The sequence below is a fragment of the Acidovorax kalamii genome, assembly GCF_002245625.1.
In the GTDB taxonomy this organism is placed as follows: domain Bacteria; phylum Pseudomonadota; class Gammaproteobacteria; order Burkholderiales; family Burkholderiaceae_C; genus Acidovorax; species Acidovorax kalamii.
In genome coordinates this window covers 423102-444698 of record NZ_NOIG01000008.1, presented here as the reverse complement: position 1 = coordinate 444698, position 21597 = coordinate 423102, and the positions used below count along the sequence as shown (strand labels likewise).

The window sequence follows — 21597 nt, the reverse complement described above, 5'->3', positions numbered from 1 at the left end:
GGTTCAGGGTTCAGGCGTCGGGGTTCTCGATCAGCAGCGCAATGCCCTGACCGCCGCCCACGCAGGCGCTGGAGATGCCGTAGCGCAGGCCACGGCGGCGCAGTTCGCGCGCCAGCGTCACGGTCAGGCGCACGCCGGTGGCGGCCAGCGGGTGGCCCAGCGCAATCGCACCGCCGTTCACGTTGAGCTTGTTGAGGTCCAGCCCCAGCTCGCGCCCCACGGCCAGGGTCTGTGCGCCCTGGGCTTCGTTGATTTCGAACAGGCCGATGTCATCCAGCGTGAGGCCGGTGCGTGCCAGCAGCGCGCGGATGGCCGGGGCGGGGCCGATGCCCATGTATTCGGGCGCCACGCCCACCGCCGCGACGCCACGCAGGCGCGCCAGGGGCTTCAAGCCGCGCTGCTGCACATAGGCGTCGCTGGCCACCACGGCGCCCACCGCGCCATCGACCAGGGCCGAGCTGTTGCCCGCCGTCTGCACGCCACCGGGGTACACGGTGCGCAGACCCGCCAGCGCTTCCACCGGCGAGGGGCGCGGATGGGTGTCGCGGTCCAGCTGCGCCACCTTGCGGGGCAGCGTGATGCCGCGCGTGGCGTAGCCTTCCAGTTCAAACTTCTCGCTGGTCACTGGCACGATCTCGCCCGCCAGAAAGCCATCTTCCTGCGCCTTGAGCGCGCGGGCGAAGGATTGCGATGCGTAGGCGTCCACGTCTTCGCGCGTAATGCCGTACTTCTTGGCCAGGTTCTCGGCCGTCTCGATCATCGTCACGGGGCCGGCCGTGTCGATCAACGCCTCCATCAGGAAGTCCTTGAACTCTACCGGCGCGCCCAGCTTGAAGCCGGTGCGGTGCGTGTACGCCGCAATCGGGTTGCGCGTCATGGACTCGGTGCCCACCACCAGCGCCACATCGGTGTAGCCCAGCGCAATCTGGTCGGCCGCCTGGCGGAACAGCTCAAAGCCCGTGCCGCAAATGCGCTGCACCAGGATGGAGGGCACTTCCAAGGGAACGCCCGCATAAAGGCCGATGTGGCGCGGCAGCACATAGGCGTCAAAGTCGGCCTGCGCCATGGAGCCGGTGATGACCGAGCCCACATCGGTAGCGGGCACGCCGCTCTTCTCCAGCACGGCACGCGCCACCTTGATGCCCATGTCGGTGGGCGACACATGGCCCAGTGCGCCGCAGTAGTCCACCAGCGGCGTACGCACGCCGTCCACGAGCCACGCGTTCAGGGGGGCGGAGAAGGAGTTGGTTGCTGCGGTCATGTTCGGGCCTTGGAGGTGGTTTTGCTGTCGGTCACGCGGATCACCGTGGCATAGCCCGTGTCGCCCGCCGCGCAGCCGGTGAACAAGCCCACGCCGCCGCCGCGCAGCACCAGTTCTTCGATGAGTTCGATGATGGCGCGCATGCCGGTGGGTGCCTGGGGGTGGCCCCAGATGATGGAACTGCCGTAGTTGTTCATGCGCTCCCAGGCAAAGCCGGTGTCGCGCGCCAGGGCGATGTCGTTCACGGCAAAGGGGTTGTGCGTCTTGATGGCCACCACGTCGCTGATGGAAAGGCCCGCGTTCTTGAGCGCGTTGAATGCGGCAGGCGACGGCGCCATGGGCATGTAGCCCGCCTCCACGCGCGCCATGCCAAAGCCCAGGATCTCCACTTCGATGCCGGGGTCGGTGGCCACGGCGCGCGCGCGTTCGCGGGTGGTGACAATGGCACCCGCGTTGCCGTCGGCCGGGTGCGTCTGGCCGCCAAAGGTCACCGTGCCGCCTTCCTTCACGGGCTTGAGCTTGGCCAGGCCCTCGGCCGTGGTCGGGAAGATGCCTTCGTCGGTGCTCAGCGTGCCCGTCTGCTTGCGGAACTTGGAGTCGGTGACGGGCACATCGGCCATGTACCGCTTCTGGAAGGCACGGTCGTTGGCAAGCGCCTCCTGGTACTGGTGGTAGCGGTGCAGCTTGAGGGCGTGCTGCTCTTCGGTGCTGATGCCATAGCGCGCGGCCACGTTCTCGCCGGTCTGCAGCATGGGGTTCTTGGCGTACGGGTCGTGGCCCATGTTGTCGGGCACCCAGTGCTCGGTAATGCCGTAGCCGCCGGTGCCGCTCGAATCCGGGTAGTACACCACCGGGCCGTTGGACTGGCGATCAGCCATCACCAGGAGCGCGCTGGTGGCCGTGCCGCACGCCACCTCCTGCGCGGCCATCTGCAGCGCGCGCACGCTGGTGGCGCAGGCCTGCTGCACCGTGGGGCCCGCCACGCGGTCGATGCCCATCAGGCCCGTGACCCAGGGCAGGCCATAGAAGCTGCCCTTTTGCGGGTTGGTGATCCCGAGGATGGCCAGGTCCACCGCCGCCAGGTCGTAGCCGCGCGCAGCGAGCGCCTGCTTGCCCACGGCGGCCGCCAGCGGCAGCGCGTTGAGGTTGGCCAGCGTGCCCTGCCACTTGGCAAACGGGGACGACCAGTAGATACCGTAGGGGATGAAGGCGTTCATGGCAGATCCTTGGCAGCGGTTGAGCGGCAATTTTAGTTATTTATCATAACCAAATGACAATCCCGAAAAGCTAGGGAAACCCCCTAGCAAAGACCGGCGGGATGGCCTTGTTTTAGTTATTTTTGATAACCATAATTTCTCCAACTCACTCACACCACCATGACCAAGACCTCCGACATCTCCCTAGAAATCCGTGGCGAACGCGAGGAAATCGCGGTCATCCGGCTCACCCGCCCCGCCAAGCGCAATGCGCTCAACGACGGACTGATCCTGGCGCTGCGCGACGTGATGGACAACCTGCCCGCCAGCGTGGGCGCCGCCGTGATCGACGGCGAGGGCGAGCACTTCTGCTCGGGCCTGGACCTCTCGGAGCTGAAAGAGCGCGACGCAGGCCAGGGCCTGCACCACTCGCGCATGTGGCATGCGGCGCTGGACCGCGTGCAGTTCGGCCCTGTGCCCGTGGTGGCTGCGCTGCACGGTGCAGTGGTGGGCGGCGGGCTGGAGCTGGCCAGCGCCTGCCACATCCGCGTGGCCGACGAGACCACCTTCTATGCGCTGCCCGAAGGCTCGCGCGGCATCTTCGTGGGCGGCGGCGGCGCGGTGCGCATTCCGCGCCTGATCGGCACGGCGCGCATGACCGACATGATGATGACCGGCCGCGTCTACAACGCCGTGGACGGCGAAAAAGTGGGCTTTGCGCAATACCTCGTGCCCACCGGCACGGCGTTCGACAAGGCCTTCGAGCTGGCCCAGCGCATCGCACAGAACGCGCCGCTGACCAACTACGCGCTGATGCACGCCCTGCCCCGCATTGCCGAGCAGCCCGCCGACCAGGGCCTGATGGCCGAGGCCATGATGGCCGCCATCGCCCAGAGCGCGCCCGAGGCCAAGGCCCGCGTGCGCGCCTTCCTGGACGGCAAGGCCGCCAAGGTCAAGAAACAAGACTGAGCCAAACGCCTTCCGTTCACGCGCCAGCACCAGCCCCGAGACAAGCTCCATGACGGCAAACCTCCCCTCCCCCCGCTACCGGCCGCTGCGCTTTGGCGTGACCGAGGTCACCACCCGCCAGGGCGACAACGGCGTGGTCTATGTGCGCGCCACCCAAGACCTGCAGCCCCACCCCGTGCGCCTGACCGACCGCCTGGCGCACTGGGCGCAGACGACGCCCGACCGCACGTGGATGGCCCAGCGCGTGAAAAACGCCGACGGCAGCCTGGGCGACTGGCGCCACATCAGCTACCGCGAGGCATGGGACAGCGCACGCCGCATTGCCCAGGCGCTGCTGGACCGCCAACTCAGCGCCGACCGCCCCGTGGCCATCCTGAGCGAAAACGACCTGGACCACGCCCTGCTATCGCTGGGCTGCTTGGTGGCCGGTGTGCCGCAGTGCACGGTGTCGTCGGCCTACTCCACCGTGAGCAAGGACTACGACAAGCTGCGCCACGCCATCGACACCCTCACGCCCGGCCTGGTGTTCGCGAGCAATGCCGAGCGCTATGCCGCCGCCATCAGCGCCACCGTGGGCGCTGATGTGCATGTGGTGCTGGGCCAGGGCACGCTGCCGGGCCGCAGCACCACCCCCTTCAGCGCGCTGCTGGCCACCGAGGCCACGCCTGCCGTGGATGCCGCACACGCCGCCATCACGGGCGACAGCATCGCCAAGTTCATGTTCACCTCGGGCTCCACCAAGGCACCCAAGGCGGTGATCATCACGCACGGCATGTGGGCCGCCAACCTGCAGCAGATGAACCAGTCCATGCCCGTGCTGGTGGAGCAGGACCTGGTGCTGGTGGACTGGCTGCCGTGGAACCACACCTTTGGCGGCAACCACAACTTCGGCATCGTCATCTACAACGGCGGCACGCTGTACCTGGACGAAGGCAAACCCACACCCGCCGGCATGGTCGAGACCATCCGCAACCTGCGCGAGATCGCGCCCACGGTGTACTTCAACGTGCCCACGGGTTTCGAGGTGATCGCGCACACCATGAAGACCGACGACCAGCTGCGCAAGAACCTGCTCAGCCGTGTGCAGATGTTCTTCTTTGCCGCCGCCGCACTCTCTCAGCCCATCTGGGACTCGCTGTTTGAAAGCGCCGAGCGCGAAGTGGGCGAGCGCATCGTGATGAACACCGGCCTGGGCATGACCGAGGGCTGCCCCTTCTGTGTGGCCGTGAACAGCCCCAACGTGCAGGCGGGCGACATCGGCGTGCCCACGCCGGGGCTGGAGCTGAAGCTGGTGCCCGTGGATGGCAAGACCGAGGTGCGTTATCGCGGCCCCAACATCACCCAAGGCTACTGGCGCAATGCCGAGGCCACGCGCGAGGCGTTCGACGAAGAAGGTTTCTACTGCTCGGGCGACGCCGTGAAGTGGATCGACGAGAACGACCTGAACAAGGGCCTGAAGTTTGACGGCCGCATTGCCGAAGACTTCAAGCTCAGCACCGGCACCTTTGTGAGCGTGGGCCCGATGCGTGCCAAGGTCATCGCCGCCTGCGCGCCCTATGTGCAGGACGCAGTCATCACCGGCATCAACCTCAAGGAGGTGGGCGCGCTGCTGATCCCCACGCAAAGCATCCGCGCACTGGCGGGCCTGCCGGACGGCGCCAGCCTGCAGCAGGTGCTGGAGAGCGCGCCCGTGCAACAGCACTTCCAGAAAGTGATCAACCAGCTGGCCGCGCAGGCCACCGGCAGCGCCACGCGCGTGGCCCGCGCCCACCTGATGGCCGAGCCGCCTTCGCTGGACAAGGGCGAGATCACCGACAAGGGCTCCATCAACCAGCGCGCCGTGCTCAAGCACCGCGCCGACCTGGTGAACGCGCTGCACGACGGCAGCCTGCCGTTCACCATCGTTCCCCAACATTGAACCGAAGCAACAAGGACACCACCATGCAGATTCAAGGACAAGCCGCCCTCGTGACCGGCGGCGCATCGGGCCTCGGTGAAGCCACCGCACGCGCACTGGCCGCCCAGGGCGCCAAGGTCGCGGTGCTGGACCGCAATGCCGAACTGGCCGAGAAAGTGGCCAGCGAAATCGGCGGCGTGGCCTGCCCCTGCGACATCACCGACGCCGCCAGCGTGCAGGCCGCCATCGACAAGGCCGCCGCCGCCCACGGTCCCGCGCGCATCCTGATGAACGTGGCAGGCATCGGCAGCGCCAAGCGCGTGGTGCAGCGCGACGGCAGCGCCGCGCCGCTGGAAGACTTTGTGCGCGTGGTCAACATCAACCTGATCGGCACCTACAACGTGAGCCGCCTGTTTGCCGCCGCCTGCAGCAAGCTCAACGTGCTGGACAACGGCGAACGCGGCGTGATGATGTTCACCGCCTCCGTCGCGGCCTTTGACGGCCAGGTGGGCCAGCAGGCCTACAGCGCATCGAAGGCGGGCCTGGCCGGCATGACGCTGCCCATGGCGCGCGACCTGGCACAGCACGCGATCCGCGTGTGCACCGTGGCGCCCGGCCTGTTTGCCACGCCGCTGATGAAGGAACTGCCCGAGGCCGTGCAGCAGTCGCTGGCGGCCAGCATCCCCTTCCCGCCGCGCCTGGGCAAGCCCGAGGAGTTTGCCGAGCTGGCCTGCCACATCGTGACCAACGGCCATCTCAACGGCGAAGTCATCCGCCTCGACGGCGCCCTGCGCATGGCGCCACGCTGATCCATTTTTCTTTTCACCGCCCCCAGAGCTTTCAACGACACACAGGAGACAACACCATGACCATCACCCGCCGACAACTCGTCCAGGCCTTTGGCGCCAGCGCCGCGCTGGGCGCCCTGCATCCCTTTGCTGCCCACGCCCAGGTGGAGCAAGTGAAGGTGTACTTCGGCTTCCCCGCTGGCAGCTCGGGCGACACCGTGGCCCGCCGCGTGGCAGAAAAATGGGGCGGCAGCGCCTTCAGCAAGAACGCGGGTGTGGTGGAAAACAAGCCCGGCGCGGGCGGCCGCATTGCGCTGGAGACGCTGAAGGCCGCGCCCGCCGACGGCTCGGTGCTGGCGCTGGCGCAGGTCTCGGCCATTGCCAACTACCCGCACATCTACAGCAAGATGAACTACACCGACAAGGACTTCGCGCCCGTGTCGATTGCCGCCGTGATGCACCACGGCCTGGCCGTGGGCCCCATGGTGCCCGCCAGCGTGAAGAACGTGAAGGACTTTCTGGCCTGGGCCAAGGCCAACCCCAAGGACGCGAGCTACGGCTCGCCCGGTGCGGGCTCCACGCCCCACTTCCTGGGCGCGCTCTTGGGCATCAACAGCGGTGTGGACCTGCGCCATGTGCCCTACCGAGGCTCCATCCCTGGCGTGACGGACGTGGTGGGCGGCCAGGTGGCTGCCATGGTCACGCCGCACGGTGACTTCATCGCCAACTACAAGGCGGGCAAGCTGCGCATCCTGGCCACCTCGGGCCCCAAGCGCTCGCAGTATGTGCCCGACGTGCCCACGTTTGCCGAGCAGGGCTTCCCCGAGCTGACCACCGAAGAATGGTTTGGCTTCTACGCCCCGGCCGCCACGCCCAAGCCCGTGATTGCCGCTGCCAACGCTGCCATCAACGCTGCGCTGAAGGAAAAGTCGGTCATCGACAGCCTGGCCATCGTGGGCCTGATGCCCCACGGCTCGACGCCCGAAGAGCAAGCCCGCTGGCAGAAGGCCGAGTACGACACCTGGGGCCCGCTGATCAAGAAGATTGGCTTTACTGCAGATTCCTAAGCTCCCCCCTGAGGCGCTGGCGCGCCTTCCCCCCTGGGGGGGGACGCCGCCAGCGCGCCGGTATCGACGCACAGCGGGCGCAACCCTCGCCCCACCCGTTCGGGCTGAGCCTGTCGAAACCAGGGCGCACACGGCCACCCGGTTTCTTCCGGCGAAATTTGAAAGAAAAAAACCGTTACCGCGCGTCCATCAAGCACCGATAGCTATCAAATCAAGAGCAAACCATGCAAGCACGCCAGGCCCTCACCGACATCCAGTTCCTGCTGACCGAGGTGCTGCAGGCCCCCGCGCAGTGGCAGGCGCTGGCGCCGTTCGGGGACACCGATGGCGAGCTGGCTGCGCAGGTGCTGGAGGAAGCCGCCAAGTTTGTGGACAGCGCCGTGGCGCCGCTGCAGCGCACGGGCGACGAGGTGGGTTGCCGGTTTGACGCAGGCCAGGTGCACACGCCACCCGGCTTTCGCGACGCCTACCAGGCCTTCTGGCAAGGCGGCTGGCCCGCGCTGGCCTGCGCGCCCGAGGACGGCGGCCAGGGCCTGCCTGCGGTGCTCGAATGTGTGCTGTTTGAATGGCTGGCCGGTGCCAACCATGGCTGGACCATGGCGCCCGGCCTGCTGCATGGCGCGTACGAATGCATCAAGCACCACGCCAGCGATGCCCTGAAGGCGCAGTACCTGGAGAAGGTGGCCACCGGCGAATGGCTGGCCACCATGTGCCTGACCGAAGCCCACGCGGGTAGCGACCTGGGCCTGGTGCGCACACGCGGTGTGCCGCAGCCCGACGGCAGCGCGCGGGTGAACGGCAGCAAGATTTTTATCTCGGGCGGCGAGCACGACCTGACGGACAACATCGTGCACCTGGTGCTGGCGCGTTTGCCCGATGCACCTGCGGGCCCCAAGGGGCTGTCGCTGTTCCTGGTGCCCAAGGTGCTTCAGGACGGCGGCCGCAATGCGGTCGTTTGCGAACGCATCGAAGAAAAGATGGGCCTGCACGGCAGCCCCACCTGCGTGATGCGGTTTGACGACGCCACCGGCTGGCTGGTGGGCGAGCCCAACAAGGGCCTCGCCGCCATGTTCGTGATGATGAACGCCGCCCGCCTGCATGTGGGCCTGCAAGGCATCGGCCTGCTGGAGGCCGCATGGCAAAAGGCCAGCGCCTACGCCGCGGAGCGCCGCCAGATGCGCGCCCCCGGCGCCAAGGACACCAGCCTCATCCAGGACCATCCCGCCATCCGCCGCACGCTGCACACCCAGCGCGCCTGGATCGACGGCGGCCGCGTGCTGGCCTACCACACGGCCCTGCAACTCGATGTGGCCAAGCACAGCACCGACGCCGCTGCGCGCGCCGCCGCCCAGCGCTGGTGTGCGCTGGTCACGCCCGTGCTCAAGGCAGCGCTCACCGACCAGGGCTTCCACGGCGCCAGTGCCTGCCTGCAGGTGTTTGGCGGCCATGGCTACGTGAGCGAATGGGGCATCGAGCAGATCGTGCGCGACGCGCGCGTGGCCATGATCTACGAAGGCACCAACGAGATCCAGGCGATTGACCTGCTGGTGCGCAAGGTGCTGGCCGATGGCGGCCAGGGCCTGGCCGCGCTGCTGGCCACGCTGCCCGGCGCAGCGCCCAGCCCTGCTGCCAGCGCACGCCGCCATGCGCTGGTCGAGATCACACAGACCCTGGCGATTGCCGCGCAGACCGACCCCGAACTGCCCTACTGGGTGGCCGACGACTACCTGCGCGCCGTGGCGCTGGTGCTGCTGGACTGGGCCTGGGGCGAGATCAGCGCCGTGGCCCAAGGCGAGCGAGGGAGCGAGCCGACCCAAGCTCCCGAACGCTGGAGCACCCCGGCCCAGGCACTGGCCCAGTGGGTGCTGCCCGAGTTCGAGATGCGCGCGGCCATGCTGCGCCAGCGCATTGCACAGGCACTGGAAATCAAGCCAAAAATGGCCGCTACCGCCTGATGGACAAGCACCTATAGCTACAGAAATAGTAGCAACACCCATCTGAACGATCTCCCTCCCACAGCGTGTTGAGGCCGCGCTGCGGGATTCCTTGCGCCTCGAAAAACCGGAGACAACAGCATGAACTTCAGAAGAAAAAAGTCAGGAATGCGTGCACACCCCCAGTCCCGAGCCTCTCGGGCGACCCTAGCGGCCATGGCAGCGTTGCCCGCCGCACTGCTTGTCGCCTGCGGCGGATCGTCCGAACCCGGATTGCCCCAGCTGGCAGCCGCCACACCGGGTTCCTTGCAGTCGTGCAGTGAGCTGGCGACGCGCATCAACTTCCCCAACACCACCATCACCGCCGCCAACCCGATTGCAGAAGGCACGCTGACCGTCGCAGGCACGGCAGTGCGCGCGCACTGCCAGATCACCGGCAAGATGCACCAGCGTGTGAGCTCGGTGGACGGCAAGAGCTACGCAATCGGTTTTGAAATGCGCCTGCCCAACACCTGGAACGGCCGCTTCTTCTACCAGGGCAACGGGGGCATCGACGGCAACATCGTTGCAGCCACTGGCGCCGTCAACGGCGGGGCGGGTTTGAACAACGCCTTGAACATGGGCTTTGCCGTCATCAGCTCCGACGCGGGCCACGAAGCCGCCATGGGCCCCAACTTCGGCATCGACCCGCAGGCACGGCTGGACTACGGCTACCAGGCCGTGGCCAAACTCACCCCCATGGCCAAGAGCGCCATCCAGACCGCCTATGGCAAGGGCCCCGACCGTTCGTACTTTGGCGGCTGCTCCAACGGCGGGCGCCACACCATGGTGGCCGCGTCGCGGTTTGCCGACCAGTACGACGGCTACCTGGTGGGCAACCCCGGCTTCAACCTGCCCAAGGCGGCCATCGCCAACATTGCCAGCGGCAAGATCTATGCGTCGCTGGCCAGCACGCCTGGCGACCTGTCCACCGGCTTCACCACGGCCGAGCGCGCGCTGGTCTCCAACGCCGTGCTGGCCAAGTGCGATGCGCTGGATGGCAGCACCGACGGGCTGGTGCAGGACACCGGCGCCTGCCAGGCCGCTTTCAACCTGCAACGCGACGTGCCCACCTGCAGCGGCGGCCGCGACGGCACCTGCCTGTCTGCCGACCAGAAGGCAGGGATTGCCAAGATCTTCAGCGGCCCCACCACCAGCGCGGGCAACAAGATCTACACCAGCTTCCCCTACGACGCAGGGCTGGCAGGCGCAGGCTATGGCTTCTGGGAGTTCACGGCACCGCTGGTGCTGGACTCGGGCGGCGTGGGCCTGATCTGGTCGGTGCCCCCCGAGGACCCCGCCACCTTCAACGGCCCCGTGTTCGCCCTGACCGGCAACGTGGACACCATGCTGGCCCGTGTGAACGCCACCAGCGCCGTGTACACCGAAAGCGCCATGTCGTTCATGACACCGCCCAACCCCAGCAACCTGTCGGCCATGAAGAACCGGGGCGCCAAGATGATGGTCTACCACGGCACCAGCGACCCGATCTTCTCCAGCGACGACACCACCGCCTGGTATGACAGCGTGCGCGCCGCCAACAATGGCGACGCCAGCAACTTCGCCCGCTTCTACCGCGTGCCCGGCATGAACCACTGCTCCGGCGGCCCCGCCACCGACCAGTTCGACATGCTGACCCCGCTGGTGAACTGGGTGGAAAAGGGAGAAGCCCCCGCCACCGTGCTGGCCAGTGTGCGCGGCAAGGGCAACGCTGCCGGCGCCAACGCCGACGTGCCCGCCAGCTGGTCGGCCACCCGCACCCGCCCCCTGTGCCCCTACCCCCAGGTCGCACGCTACAACGGCACGGGTGACATCGAAAGCGCCAGCAGCTTCAGCTGCAAGTAGCGCGCCCAGGCCCCGGCCCTTGCGGCCCGGGCCTTTTTTCTTCGGGTGTGCCCCCCTCGCCCAGAGCGCGGGAGCACACCCTCCACCCTTCGGAGACACCGCATGCCACACCCTCTCCCGCGCCCCCTCCCCCTGTCGGCCCTGGCCATGGCCCTGGTCGGCACCGCCATGCTGCTGGCGGGCTGCGCCAGCGCACCGCGCACCGCGCCCCCACCGCAGCTGGGCGCCGCCACCCCAGCCACGCTGAAAAACTGCACCACGCTGGCCCAGAGCCTCGCGCTGCCCAACACGCGCATCACCTCGGCAGAAATGGTGGCCGAAGGCCCGATCACCCTGCAGGGCAACACCACCCAGGCGCCCGCGCACTGCCTCGTCAAAGGCAAGATGAAAGAGCGCACCGGCCCCGTGGATGGCGCCAGCTACGCCATCGGTTTTGAGATCCGTCTGCCCGTCCACTGGAACGGCCGCTTTCTGCACCAGGCCAACGGCGGGCTGGACGGCAGCGTGGTGACCGCGCTCGGTGCGGTGAGCGGCGCTGCGCCCGTGGCCCCCGGCCTGGTGCAAGGCTTTGCGGTGCTCAGCTCCGACGCGGGCCACGGCGCGCCCACGCCCTTCTTCGGGCTGGACCCCCAGGCCCGGCGCGACTATGGCTACCAGGCCGTGGGCACCCTCACCCCCATGGCCAAAGACCTGATCAAAGGCGCCTACGGCAAGGGCCCCGACCGCTCGTACATCGCAGGCTGCTCCAACGGCGGACGCCACGCCATGGTGGCCGCATCGCGCTATGCCGACCAGTACGACGGCATCCTGGCGGGCAACCCCGGCTTCAGTCTGCCCAAGGCTGCCACCGCGCAGCTGTGGAAGGCCCAGCAGTACGCCAAAGTGGCCACCAAGGACGCCAACGGCCAGCCCGACCTGACCAAGGCCGTGAGCCCCGCCGAGTTCCAGCTCATCGGCCGCAAGATCGTGGAACGCTGCGACGCGCTGGACGGCGCCACCGACGGCCAGGTGAACGACGTGCAGGCCTGCCAGGCAGCGTTCAACCTGCAACGCGACGTGCCCACCTGTACCGCTGCCGATACTGCGCGGGATGGATCGTGCATCTCTGCCGAGCAAAAGAACGTGCTGGCCAGCATCTTCGCCGGGCCCCAAAACAGCAAGGGCGAAGCCCTGTACACCGGCACCTGGTTCGACCCCGGCGTGGCAGGCAGCAACTTTGCGTTCTGGCACTTCAACGCCCCCACCACGCGCGACGCAGGTGCCGTGGCCTTCTTGTTCACCACGCCGCCCTCCACCCTGGACGCCTTCAAGGCCACCACCGGCCTGCAGTACGCGCTGAACTTCAGCCTGGACGCGGACTACCCCAAGATGTTCGCCACCACACCGGTCTACACCGAGTCATCGTGGTCGTACATGACGCCGCCCAACCCCGCAGACCTGAGCGCCCTGCGCAACCGGGGCGCCAAGATGATGGTCTACCACGGCGTGGCCGACGGCGTGTTCTCGCCCATCGACACCGCGAACTGGATGGAACGCGTGCAAGCAAACCACGGCGGCAAGGCCGACGACTTCGCTCGTCTGTACCTGGTGCCAGGCATGAACCACTGCTCCGGCGGCCCCGCCACCGACCAGTTCGACATGCTGGCCCCGCTGGTGGCGTGGGTGGAACAGGGCAAGGCGCCCGACAGCGTGACGGCGAACGCGCGTGGCGCGGGGGCCAAGGTGGTCAACGCCGAACTGCCTGCCAGCTGGTCTGCCAACCGCACCCGGCCGCTGTGTGTGTACCCCAAGGTGGCACGCTACAACGGCACAGGGGATGTGGAGAGTGCGAGCAGTTTTAACTGCAAGTGATTACCGCCTGAACGAGCAAAGACGCACGCTGGTGAGAAGCGATTCGCTACCGGTATTGCGGCGAAAGCAGTCACTCAGCTCCCAACCTTGAGGCCTACGCCCCGTCGCCAGGATCGGAAGCAGCCTCCGTTTCAGGCAACAAATCGGACCGCCTCCCGAGGTACATCGGTTTCTCCGGCCCGCGGTACGACGGAAGCCAGCGCTTGTCTTGCTTCGCTATCGGGTGTTCGTATTCGGTGGAGGAGAAGAGAAGCTGCGCATCGTTAGCCTCGCACATTTTCTCGAGCTCTGTGAGGTACCTTGCCAAGTCAGCAGTGTGGAGCTCATCCTGCTTCGGTGTATCGAGAATTAGGAAGCGGAACGGACGAGTCCCGTCTGCGAGGTAGGCCTCCAATAGTGCTGCGTGAATCGCAAGCACTAGACGGCTCGTGGTACTGCTGGTGCCCCCGCTGCCGATGGTCTCCAGCGTTTCCCCTCCGAAGGTAAACCTCAGATTCAAGTCAATGTCTACGTTTCTCGACACACTAGTCGTTTCCAGCATGTCCATCCATTTAACGGTCAGCTCACGGAGTTTCCGGCGGAGATCGTTGAAAGCGTGGTCGGCCCTTCCAGTATTTGTAAGACCTTCGATACGGTCCTGAATGCGGTCGCGCTCTTGCTCTAGTTTGAAAAGCTTCGAGCGCGAGTCCTTTAAGCCCGATATTTGGGCTAGCGCACTCTCGACGCTGACAAGTTGCTTGGTCAAAGACTGCACTGCCGTCACCAGTTGGTCAACGCCGGAAGTAGTAGGCGATTCAAGGCTCTTAGCGAGAGTCTGGCGTTCCTCCTCCAATTCCTCAAGCCGCTCCGCCAACTGCTCAGCGCGAATCTCAGCGCGGCGACTGTTCCGTTCAAGGTCTTTAATTTGGTCCTTGAGGTACAGCAGATTCTTCCCATAGGACTCGGAGCTTCCGAGGAAAAGGCCGCAGTTCGGAACACGGCAGATTTCCTGGAACGACTTAAAGACGCCTAACGCCTCCTCGTTCAGGCCGAGAGTCTTGACTTCGCCATCAATCTCTGCGCGGATGGTTTCGATGCCCGCAACTCGGGTCTTCAGTTCGAAAAGCTCCAGTTGACGAGTCTGAATTTGCGCATCCTTCTGACGTAGGAGCTCCGTCAGGGTAGAACTCGCGGTGCCCTTAGCGTCCACCGATGCACGAAGTCCCTCGATCTGCTGCGTCAGACTCTCAGAAGTCAGTTGTAGCGCCGCCTTGTTTGCATCGCTGTCATCTACGCCGCGACTCTGATACTCGAGCACACGCTGGGCCGCGACGATCTTGCGGGTTTGCGCCTCCAGCGCACCCTTCTCTTCTATGAGCGACTTCTTTATTTCGAAAGAGTGCTTCGGATTCAGACCGAAGGCAAACCGCACCATCTCTGCGAACTGGTCGGCGATGAACGAGCTGGGCGCACGGTAGGCCGCAGAGTATCCGTGACCCTGGATCAAGTAAAAGAGCGGTAGCAGGGTAGCAATGTAGGGCTGCGCCTCTGTGCCCTTGTTCGACACAAGCCGGGGTGGCTTGAGTCCAAGCAACTGGAAAAGTGCGACTGAAAAAGACGCCTCAGAATAGTGCTCAGTCTGCGTGCCATCAAAATCAATCGTGGCATAGAAGTCTCCATTTTTTGCCTCAAGAGCACGCCGGATTTTGAGCGGTTTCTTGTCCACTTCTGCGTGCAAGACAACCGCACTGCACTTCTCCAGAATCTCTGCCCTGAAGTTGTTGGGAAATCCCAGCGCTGAAGCCAGCATTCGAACAACAGGCGACTTTCCGCTGCCGTTTGCAGCGAACAGCATTGTGGTTCGGTGCCCAAGCTCAAGGAGCGGGGTTTCCCAGCCCTCTTCGCCCAAGGGCTCAACCTGCAGTGACTTCAATCTCAATTGACTTCCCCTTTGACTCGAGCTTCTTCCCTGATGTATTGGTAACTGAGCTCGATGGTTCTCATGGAGTGCGCCAGCAGACTCTCCCCCTGCACGGCGCCGGAGTAGACCTTTTTGCCCAAGTCGGTGGCAGAGATTTCGCGCGTTGCCTTGTCGATGACGATTTGCCCGGTCGACTCAAGGAACGTCAAGGCCTTGATAGTCCTGATGCGCAAGTTGCCGGACCATCCGATGTCCTGCGAGGAACCTTTAAAGCCAGCCACGGTTCGCTCAAGGCATTCTCCAACTAGCTGGCCAATCTCAGGCAATTCCGGCTTTGATCGCCCCTTGCAGAGGGCCAAGATGGTCATGGCAAGCAGAGGCAACTGGAACAGGGCTTCGTTGTCGAGCGCGTGCGCAGGCGAAGGGCCTTCGCCAGAAACATTCAGCTTCAGGCCGAGCCGCCTGGCTTCGGAGAAGAAGTCGGCGGTGCTCATCGCGCAGCTTTCCGAACGATGGCTGCGCAGAGCGCGCCGAACAACAAGTCAATTCCTAGGGTCGGGAACTGCTTGCCAATGGGGGACTGCATGAGCTCGTTGATGCATTTCTCAAGGTCAGCGAGTTCGCCTCCAGCCAGCAGCCAGGCCTTGCACTTCTTATCGATTTCCTCAAGCAGCCGGTCCAAAGTGAACTCGGGAAATGTGTGGCGCGCCTTTCGCATCCATACGTCCCACGACACCTTCGCACGCGAGGCTGACTCGATCATGTTTTCAGGCGTTCCAATCTCCTTCAGTTTCCGTTGCAGGATAGAGGCTGACTTGATAGCAGCGGGATCACCACCTTGCAGTAGCGTCTGGTACACCTGGGTCGATATGCTCAGAACCTTGAGTAGGTCCTCCAAACCGACTCCTGTCGCCAACTCGATGTCCGACTTGGAAAGACCGCTAATTGGCGTACAGGACTTATCTTCAACTAGCATCACCAAGCTCTTGGCGATTCGCTCAACCTCGTGCTGGTGCAGCTCAATCTCCGAGTGCTTCCAGATGGCGTTGTGCGCGGCGACGCCGAAGGCTTCGAGCGCGTCACCGATGTATTGAACGTTGGGCCGCAACGTCAGCTTCCTTCGAGCCGCTTCGACCTCCTCAGGCGTCATAGGCTTTTCGGGCGATATGACGGCCGCGAACTTCTCGATGAGCTGGCGGATGTACTTCTTGCTGGACGTGCCCGCTGCTAAGTCTGCGACGAGCTCATGAACTTCGTCCTTGAAGTGCACGTTGCTTAAAACGGTGACTTCGCGGCACTGCTCGCCGAACTCGACTGTGTGCACGAACAGCTTGCCCGCGATGCTGCTGCGGATGGCCTCCAACTTCTCGGGCGTGTCGAGCTGGCCGGTCTTCTTCAGAGAGAAAACTCCGTCGACGTCCCACTGTTGGTTGGCCCGACCTTTAGTCTTGACCTGAAAGAAGTGGTATTCGACGGCGCCGTCAACGATTCTGCGCACGACGAAGTCGTCGTGGTAGTCACAGTAGACGCGGTCGACTTCTTTACCGCTCAGAATTTCGAGCGCCGCGAACGCAGCTGCTTGAAACTGCATGCGAAACCGCACCATGGTGTCCCGTCCAGCAGTTTCGCGCGGTGTCTTTTCATGGATGATGTCCATGGTTGTTGTGTTACTCCCCCCGGATTGCGCGAGACCTGTTTCTATCAGACTTTCGCGTGCACGTCCCTCAGTCGTGTCACCTATCAAATGGGGGGGGCGGCAGGGCACACTACTGCTCCGGTCGAGCCTTGCGCCGACATGACAGCTTCGATGTAGTGTTGAGACCTTCGACATGCTGTACAAATATACAGCACATCACGCGCGCGCTACTTGGAACGTGTATGCAGTTTGGAGTACTGAGGTCCAGCTAACTTTGGCTTCGGCAAGGCTGCGCACCTGGGCTGATACAGCCCAAACCATCTCGGAAATCAGCCGCCTACTCCGACGTGTCAGGCTTGCGTTCCGTTGGCATGGACGACCTACTGGCTTCTTCCTTCGCCTTCTTCCCTTGGTCGTAATGCCACTTGATGGCGAAGAACATGCCGGTGCCGAACACGGCCACCTTGAACACAATGAAGACTATCGGGACCCAATCCATTGTTGAGACTTTCCTGGCTGTTGATGGGCACTCTCTAACGCGAAGTGCACTGCCTAAAACGCTGCGTCTGCAGCTCCATCGTGTTCATGCCATCGTCGAATCGCACATCGACAGCACTGGGCAAATGATCTGAAAACTTGGTGCGATGCTATCGGGCCTGCTGTTCGGGCGTAAGCATCAGTTCTGCCTAAATTTTCCGTAGCAGATGGAGATCGCTGTGCAGGGCAGCTGCCTGGAAAGCGGCTTTGTCATGGGGGCCGTATGTGACCGCATTGCGCAGGCCATAGTGCGCGCCGGGAGTGTGCGGACGGACCGCAGGTTGCAATCAACGCCGATGCGGGCACACCAAAAAGGCCTGCATGAGGGAACCCCATGCAAGCCTTTGACTGGGTAGCAGTGCTAATGCCAGATGCTCAGAACGGCAACCCCACATAGTTCTCCGCCAGCGACCCCAGCGCCTTCTCCGACGAGAACAGATACGCCAGGTCCGTGTCCTGCAGCTTCTGGTCGTACGCGATGGAATCCGGGAAGGTGTGCAGCATGGTCGTCATCCACCATGAGAAGCGCTGGGCCTTCCACACGCGGGCCAGGGCCTTCTCGGAGTATTTGTCGAGGCCGGTGCTGTCGCCGTTTTGGTAGTGGGCCACCATGGCGTGGTACAGGTAGTAGATGTCGGATGCGGCGCTGTTCAGGCCCCGTGCGCCGGTGGGCGGCACGATGTGGGCGGCGTCGCCGGCCAAGAACAGGTTGCCGTAGCGCATGGGCTCGGCCACGAAGGAGCGCAGGGGGGCAATGGACTTTTCGATGGAGGGGCCGGTGATGAGTTGGGCGGCCACCTCGGCGGGCAGGCGGCGCTTGAGTTCGGCCCAGAAGGCATCGTCGGACCAGTCTTCCACGGTGTCGGTCAGCGGCACCTGGATGTAGTAGCGGCTCAGCACCTGCGAGCGCAGCGAGCACAGCGCGAAGCCGCGTTCGTGCTTGGCGTAGATCAGCTCGGGCGAGACGGGCTTGGTGCGCGAGAGCACGCCCAGCCAGCCGAAGGGGTAGACCTTTTCATATTCCTTGAGCACGTCGCGGGGGATGGACTTGCGGCTCACGCCGTGGAAGCCGTCGGCGCCGATGACGAAGTCGCAGTCGATGCGCACCACCTCGTCGCCACTGCGGTAGGTCACATACGGGTTGGCGCTTTTGAGGTCGTGCGGCTGCACGTCTTCGGCGTTGTGGATGACGATGCCCTTCATGCGGTCGCGCGCTTCGTACAGGTCGCGTGTCAGCTCGGTCTGGCCGTAGACCACCACCGAGCTGCCGCCGCTGTACTTGTGCAAATCGACCCGGTCCATCTTGCCGTCGTGGGCAATGATGAACCCGTCGTGGATCTCGCCTTCACGGTCCATGCGCTCGCCGCACTGGGCCTCGCGCATGAGCGCGGCAAAGCCGTGCTCGAGCACGCCGGCGCGGATGCGGCCGAGCACGTATTCGCGGCTTTGGCGCTCCAGCACGATGGTGTCGATGCCCTTGAGGTGCAAGAGCTGCGAGAGCATGAGGCCCGAGGGGCCTCCGCCGATGATGCAAACCTGGGTTTTCATAGCGTCTCCTGTGGTGGTTGGTGCGTTCATGACATGGGTCAAACGGACCACCCAAAGATACGTGGCACAGTCGCCGCGTTGAATGGACGGATGGAGCCAGAACATGCACTTTTCGAACATCGATGGCATCCGCTCGTACAGCCTTTTCGGCGAGTCGCAGCACCTGCCCGATGTGCTGCACTGCGAGACGATTGCCGAGCGATCGGTGCTGCACGACTGGGAGCTGGCCCCGCACCGGCACACGCGGCTGCACCAGGTGTTGCTGATCGAATCGGGCGGCGGCGTGGCGCACCTGGATGGCGAACAGCACGCGCTGGCCGCTGGCGCGCTCATCAACGTGCCGCCGGGCCATGTGCACGCGTTTCGGTTCACACAGCACACGCAGGGCTGGGTGGCCACGCTGGCCGATGAATTGATGGACGAAATTTTTGTGCGCGTGGGCGATGTGCGGCGCGACCTGGCCCGGCCCGCCGTGGTCACCGCCAGCCCGCCGATCAGCCAGGCCATGGGGCAGATCTGGCAGGAGTTCTCGGGCCGCGCCAAGGCGCGCGCGCTGGTGCTGCGGGGCCTAAGCGCCACGCTGCTGGGCTGGGTGGCGCGGGCCATTGAGGATCACAGCCCGAGCGACACCGCTGCACCAGAGTCCAGCCTGGTGCAGCGGCTGGAGGCGCTGATCGAGGCGCACTTTCTGGAGCACTGGCAGGTGGCGGACTATGCGCGCGCGCTGGCCGTGTCGCCCACGCACCTAAGCCGCGTGGCGCGGGCCACCACGGGCGTATCGGCCCAGCGGCTGATTGAGGCGCGGCTGATGCGCGAGGCGCGGCGCAACCTGGCCTACACCCACCTGGGCGTGGCCACCATTGCCTACACGCTGGGCTATGCCGACCCGGCGTACTTCACCCGCGCCTTCACGCGCGATGCGGGGCTGTCGCCAAGGGCATTTCGGGCACAGGTGGCGGCGTCTTCGCCCGCTCCGGCGGTGTGATGCCGCGTGACAGGCTGCTGACACGCCGCTGTCAGTAGCCCCGATTCACCATCGAGGCTTCTTTCTTTCACACACAAGGAGCCTCCATGAAAAACGCCATCGCCTGGTTTGAAATCCCCACCACCCAGCTCGACCGCGCCCAGACTTTTTATGAAGCCGTGCTGGGCCAGACCCTGCGCCGCGAGAACATGGGGCCCAGCGAAGGTGCTGTGTTTCCCTACAACGGCGCAGCAGACGGCGTGGGCGGTGCGCTGATGATGGGCCCAACGGCACCGCAGGTATCGGGCAGCGGCACACTGGTGTACCTGGACGCATCGCCATCGCTCGACGCCGCGCTGGACCGCGCGGTGGCCCAGGGCGGCCGCGTGGCCCTGCCGCGCCAGGCGCTGCCACCGGGCATGGGGTTCTTTGCGCACATCCACGACCTGGATGGCAACCGCGTGGGTTTGCACGCACTGTCTTGAAGCCAGAACGCACTAACGGTCTACAAAAGGAGCACACCATGGAAGCGCAAGAAATCCACCGGGGCAGGCTGTTTGACCATGTGCAGCTCGTCGTGCGCGACCTGGCGGCCAGCCAGGCCTTCTACACGGCGGTGCTGCAGGCCCTGCAGGTGCCCATGGGCGGGGCGGACGAGGGTTACTTCTGGGCGGACGAGCTGTTTGTGTCGTCGGCCGACAGCCCTGCCGCGCAGGGCCACCTGACAGGCCGCACGCACCTGGCGTTTCAGGCCCGGGACCGGGCGATGGTGGATGCGTTCTACCGTGCCGCACTGGCCCACGGCGGCACCGACAACGGCGGGCCGGGCGAGCGCGCGTACCACCCCGGCTACTACGCGGCGTTTGTGCTGGACCCGGACGGCAACAACATCGAGGCGGTGTTCCATGGCGACGCGCGGCGCAGTGCGGCGTCGGTGAAGATCACGTTCTGAGGGGTGAGTCAGCCCGCCTCCGGCCGGGTCAGGCCGCGCAGCGGGATGGGCGTGGAGAACACGATGGATGTGCGTGTTTCGCCATAGCCGTTGATGTCGCCCAGAAAGCGCTCCAGATCGGGCAGGTCGCGCGCTACGACCTGCATCACATACGAGTCATTGCCGCTGACGTGGTGGCATTCGAGCACCTGGGGCGACTGGCGCAGCTTGTCGATCAGCGCCTTCTTGCCGGGCTGCGGCACATTGATGCCCACCACGGCGCGCACGCCGTAGCCGACCTTGGCGGGGTCGATATCGGCATGCACGCCGCGCACCACGCCCGCCTCTTGCAGGCGGCGCAGGCGCTCCAGCGTGGCGGGCACCGACAGGCCCACGGCCTCGGCCAGTTCCTTGAGCGAGGCGCGGCCATCGGCCTGCAGCGCGCTGATCAGGCGCCAGGCTTTGTCATCGACTTCCATAAAAGCCTTTATCGATTGGCACAGAAAAAAACGAAACCAATTTCTGGATTCGCCGAATTTCCTGCATTCTCCACCGCCAGCCGCCGCCCTAGCATTGGTGCATGGACTTCACCTCACTCACCGTGTTTCTGCAAGCCGCCGTCATCGGCGTGCTCATCGCGGCCCCTGTGGGCCCCATTGGCCTGCTGACGATGCAACGCACCCTGGAGCGGGGCCTGGCGGCCGGGCTGGCCACGGGCCTGGGCGCCGCTGCGGCCGATGCGGTGTATGGCGCCGTGGGCGCGTTCAGCGTGCGCTGGCTGATTGACGGGCTGACGCAGGCCAGGACGCCGCTGGCACTGGGCGGTGGCGCACTGCTGCTGGTGCTGGCCTGGCGCACCTGGCACGCGCCGGTGGCCCACAGCGCAGCCCCGGCCCGCGATGCGCGGGGGCTGCTGGGCCTGGCGGCAGGCACGTTTGCGCTGACGCTGACCAACCCGGCCACCATCGTGTCGTTCATTGCGGTGTTCGGCTCGCTGGGGGCAGGTCGGCCCAGCCTGCCGTCGCCGCTGTGGATGGTGGCGGGCGTGCTGGTGGGCTCTGCCGCCTGGTGGCTGCTGCTGACCGGCGCAATTGCCTACCAGCGGCAGCGCTTTACACCCGCCTGGCGCCAGCGCATCAACCGGGCGTCGGCCCTGCTGCTGGGCGGGTTTGCGTTGTGGCAGTGGGGGCAGTTGGTCTGAGAACCCGTGCGCTGCAGACAAGGATGCTGCAAA

18 protein-coding genes are annotated in these 21597 nt (G+C 65.2%); 11 read left to right on the top strand and 7 right to left on the bottom strand.

The window, feature by feature from the left end; all coding sequences use genetic code 11:
• Positions 1-10 precede the first annotated feature (10 nt).
• Together CBY09_RS13390 and CBY09_RS13385 are read right to left on the bottom strand one after the other, a co-directional pair.
• Positions 11-1261, bottom strand: a complete 1251-nt coding sequence (locus tag CBY09_RS13390) for a thiolase family protein (protein ID WP_094290088.1) — start codon at positions 1259-1261, stop codon at positions 11-13.
• Positions 1258-2478, bottom strand: coding sequence for a thiolase family protein (locus tag CBY09_RS13385; RefSeq protein ID WP_094290087.1), 1221 nt, complete (start codon positions 2476-2478; stop codon positions 1258-1260). The genes CBY09_RS13390 and CBY09_RS13385 overlap by 4 nt, the downstream gene beginning before the upstream one ends.
• Before the next feature lie 159 nt (positions 2479-2637).
• Here CBY09_RS13385 and CBY09_RS13380 point away from each other — a divergent pair, with 159 nt between their 5' ends.
• The 7 genes from CBY09_RS13380 to CBY09_RS13350 all read left to right on the top strand — a co-directional run bounded on the left by CBY09_RS13380 (position 2638) and on the right by CBY09_RS13350 (position 12847).
• The gene (locus CBY09_RS13380; protein ID WP_094290086.1) at positions 2638-3426 is read left to right on the top strand and encodes a crotonase/enoyl-CoA hydratase family protein; all 789 of its coding nucleotides are present in this window, start codon (positions 2638-2640) and stop codon (positions 3424-3426) included.
• 49 nt (positions 3427-3475) lie between these two features.
• Complete coding sequence (locus tag CBY09_RS13375; protein WP_094290085.1) at positions 3476-5344, top strand: feruloyl-CoA synthase; 1869 nt, start codon at positions 3476-3478, stop codon at positions 5342-5344.
• 23 nt (positions 5345-5367) lie between these two features.
• A complete protein-coding gene (locus CBY09_RS13370) occupies positions 5368-6132 on the top strand; it encodes an SDR family NAD(P)-dependent oxidoreductase (RefSeq protein WP_094290224.1) in 765 nt (254 codons plus the stop codon).
• Between the two features lie 56 nt (positions 6133-6188).
• Positions 6189-7178, top strand: coding sequence for a Bug family tripartite tricarboxylate transporter substrate binding protein (locus CBY09_RS13365; protein WP_094290084.1), 990 nt, complete (start codon positions 6189-6191; stop codon positions 7176-7178).
• A 224-nt stretch (positions 7179-7402) separates the two neighbouring features.
• Positions 7403-9133 carry an acyl-CoA dehydrogenase family protein gene (locus tag CBY09_RS13360; protein ID WP_094290083.1) on the top strand — a complete coding sequence of 577 codons (1731 nt, stop codon included), beginning with the start codon at positions 7403-7405 and terminating at the stop codon, positions 9131-9133.
• Positions 9134-9328: 195 nt separating this feature from the next.
• Entirely contained in the window at positions 9329-10996 is a 1668-nt protein-coding gene (locus CBY09_RS13355) for a tannase/feruloyl esterase family alpha/beta hydrolase (protein WP_240515714.1), read from the top strand.
• Positions 10997-11098: 102 nt separating this feature from the next.
• Complete coding sequence (locus tag CBY09_RS13350; RefSeq protein WP_094290081.1) at positions 11099-12847, top strand: tannase/feruloyl esterase family alpha/beta hydrolase; 1749 nt, start codon at positions 11099-11101, stop codon at positions 12845-12847.
• Positions 12848-12941: 94 nt separating this feature from the next.
• Here the strand turns inward: CBY09_RS13350 and CBY09_RS13345 are convergent, their stop codons facing one another.
• The 4 genes from CBY09_RS13345 to pobA all read right to left on the bottom strand — a co-directional run bounded on the left by CBY09_RS13345 (position 12942) and on the right by pobA (position 18468).
• Positions 12942-14681, bottom strand: a complete 1740-nt coding sequence (locus CBY09_RS13345) for a nucleoside/nucleotide kinase family protein (protein WP_133066288.1) — start codon at positions 14679-14681, stop codon at positions 12942-12944.
• 80 nt (positions 14682-14761) lie between these two features.
• Positions 14762-15241, bottom strand: a complete 480-nt coding sequence (locus tag CBY09_RS13340; RefSeq protein ID WP_094290079.1) for a hypothetical protein — start codon at positions 15239-15241, stop codon at positions 14762-14764.
• Complete coding sequence (locus CBY09_RS13335; protein WP_094290078.1) at positions 15238-16404, bottom strand: dsDNA nuclease domain-containing protein; 1167 nt, start codon at positions 16402-16404, stop codon at positions 15238-15240. Before CBY09_RS13335 ends, CBY09_RS13340 begins: the two co-directional genes overlap by 4 nt.
• An 891-nt stretch (positions 16405-17295) precedes the next feature.
• Positions 17296-18468, bottom strand: a complete 1173-nt coding sequence (gene pobA, locus CBY09_RS13330) for a 4-hydroxybenzoate 3-monooxygenase (protein ID WP_094290077.1) — start codon at positions 18466-18468, stop codon at positions 17296-17298.
• A 103-nt stretch (positions 18469-18571) separates the two neighbouring features.
• Here pobA and CBY09_RS13325 point away from each other — a divergent pair, with 103 nt between their 5' ends.
• From CBY09_RS13325 to CBY09_RS13315, 3 genes are all read left to right on the top strand, one after another.
• Positions 18572-19453, top strand: coding sequence for a helix-turn-helix domain-containing protein (locus tag CBY09_RS13325; protein ID WP_094290076.1), 882 nt, complete (start codon positions 18572-18574; stop codon positions 19451-19453).
• A gap of 86 nt (positions 19454-19539) precedes the next feature.
• Positions 19540-19917, top strand: coding sequence for a VOC family protein (locus CBY09_RS13320; RefSeq protein ID WP_094290075.1), 378 nt, complete (start codon positions 19540-19542; stop codon positions 19915-19917).
• Between the two features lie 38 nt (positions 19918-19955).
• The gene (locus CBY09_RS13315; RefSeq protein ID WP_094290074.1) at positions 19956-20384 is read left to right on the top strand and encodes a VOC family protein; all 429 of its coding nucleotides are present in this window, start codon (positions 19956-19958) and stop codon (positions 20382-20384) included.
• An 8-nt stretch (positions 20385-20392) separates the two neighbouring features.
• On the opposite strand, the gene CBY09_RS13310 is transcribed toward CBY09_RS13315, so the two are convergent.
• Positions 20393-20842 carry an Lrp/AsnC family transcriptional regulator gene (locus CBY09_RS13310; protein ID WP_094290073.1) on the bottom strand — a complete coding sequence of 150 codons (450 nt, stop codon included), beginning with the start codon at positions 20840-20842 and terminating at the stop codon, positions 20393-20395.
• Positions 20843-20943: 101 nt separating this feature from the next.
• On the opposite strand from CBY09_RS13310, the gene CBY09_RS13305 reads away from it, so the two are divergent.
• Entirely contained in the window at positions 20944-21564 is a 621-nt protein-coding gene (locus tag CBY09_RS13305) for a LysE family translocator (protein WP_094290072.1), read from the top strand.
• Positions 21565-21597: the final 33 nt, after the last annotated feature.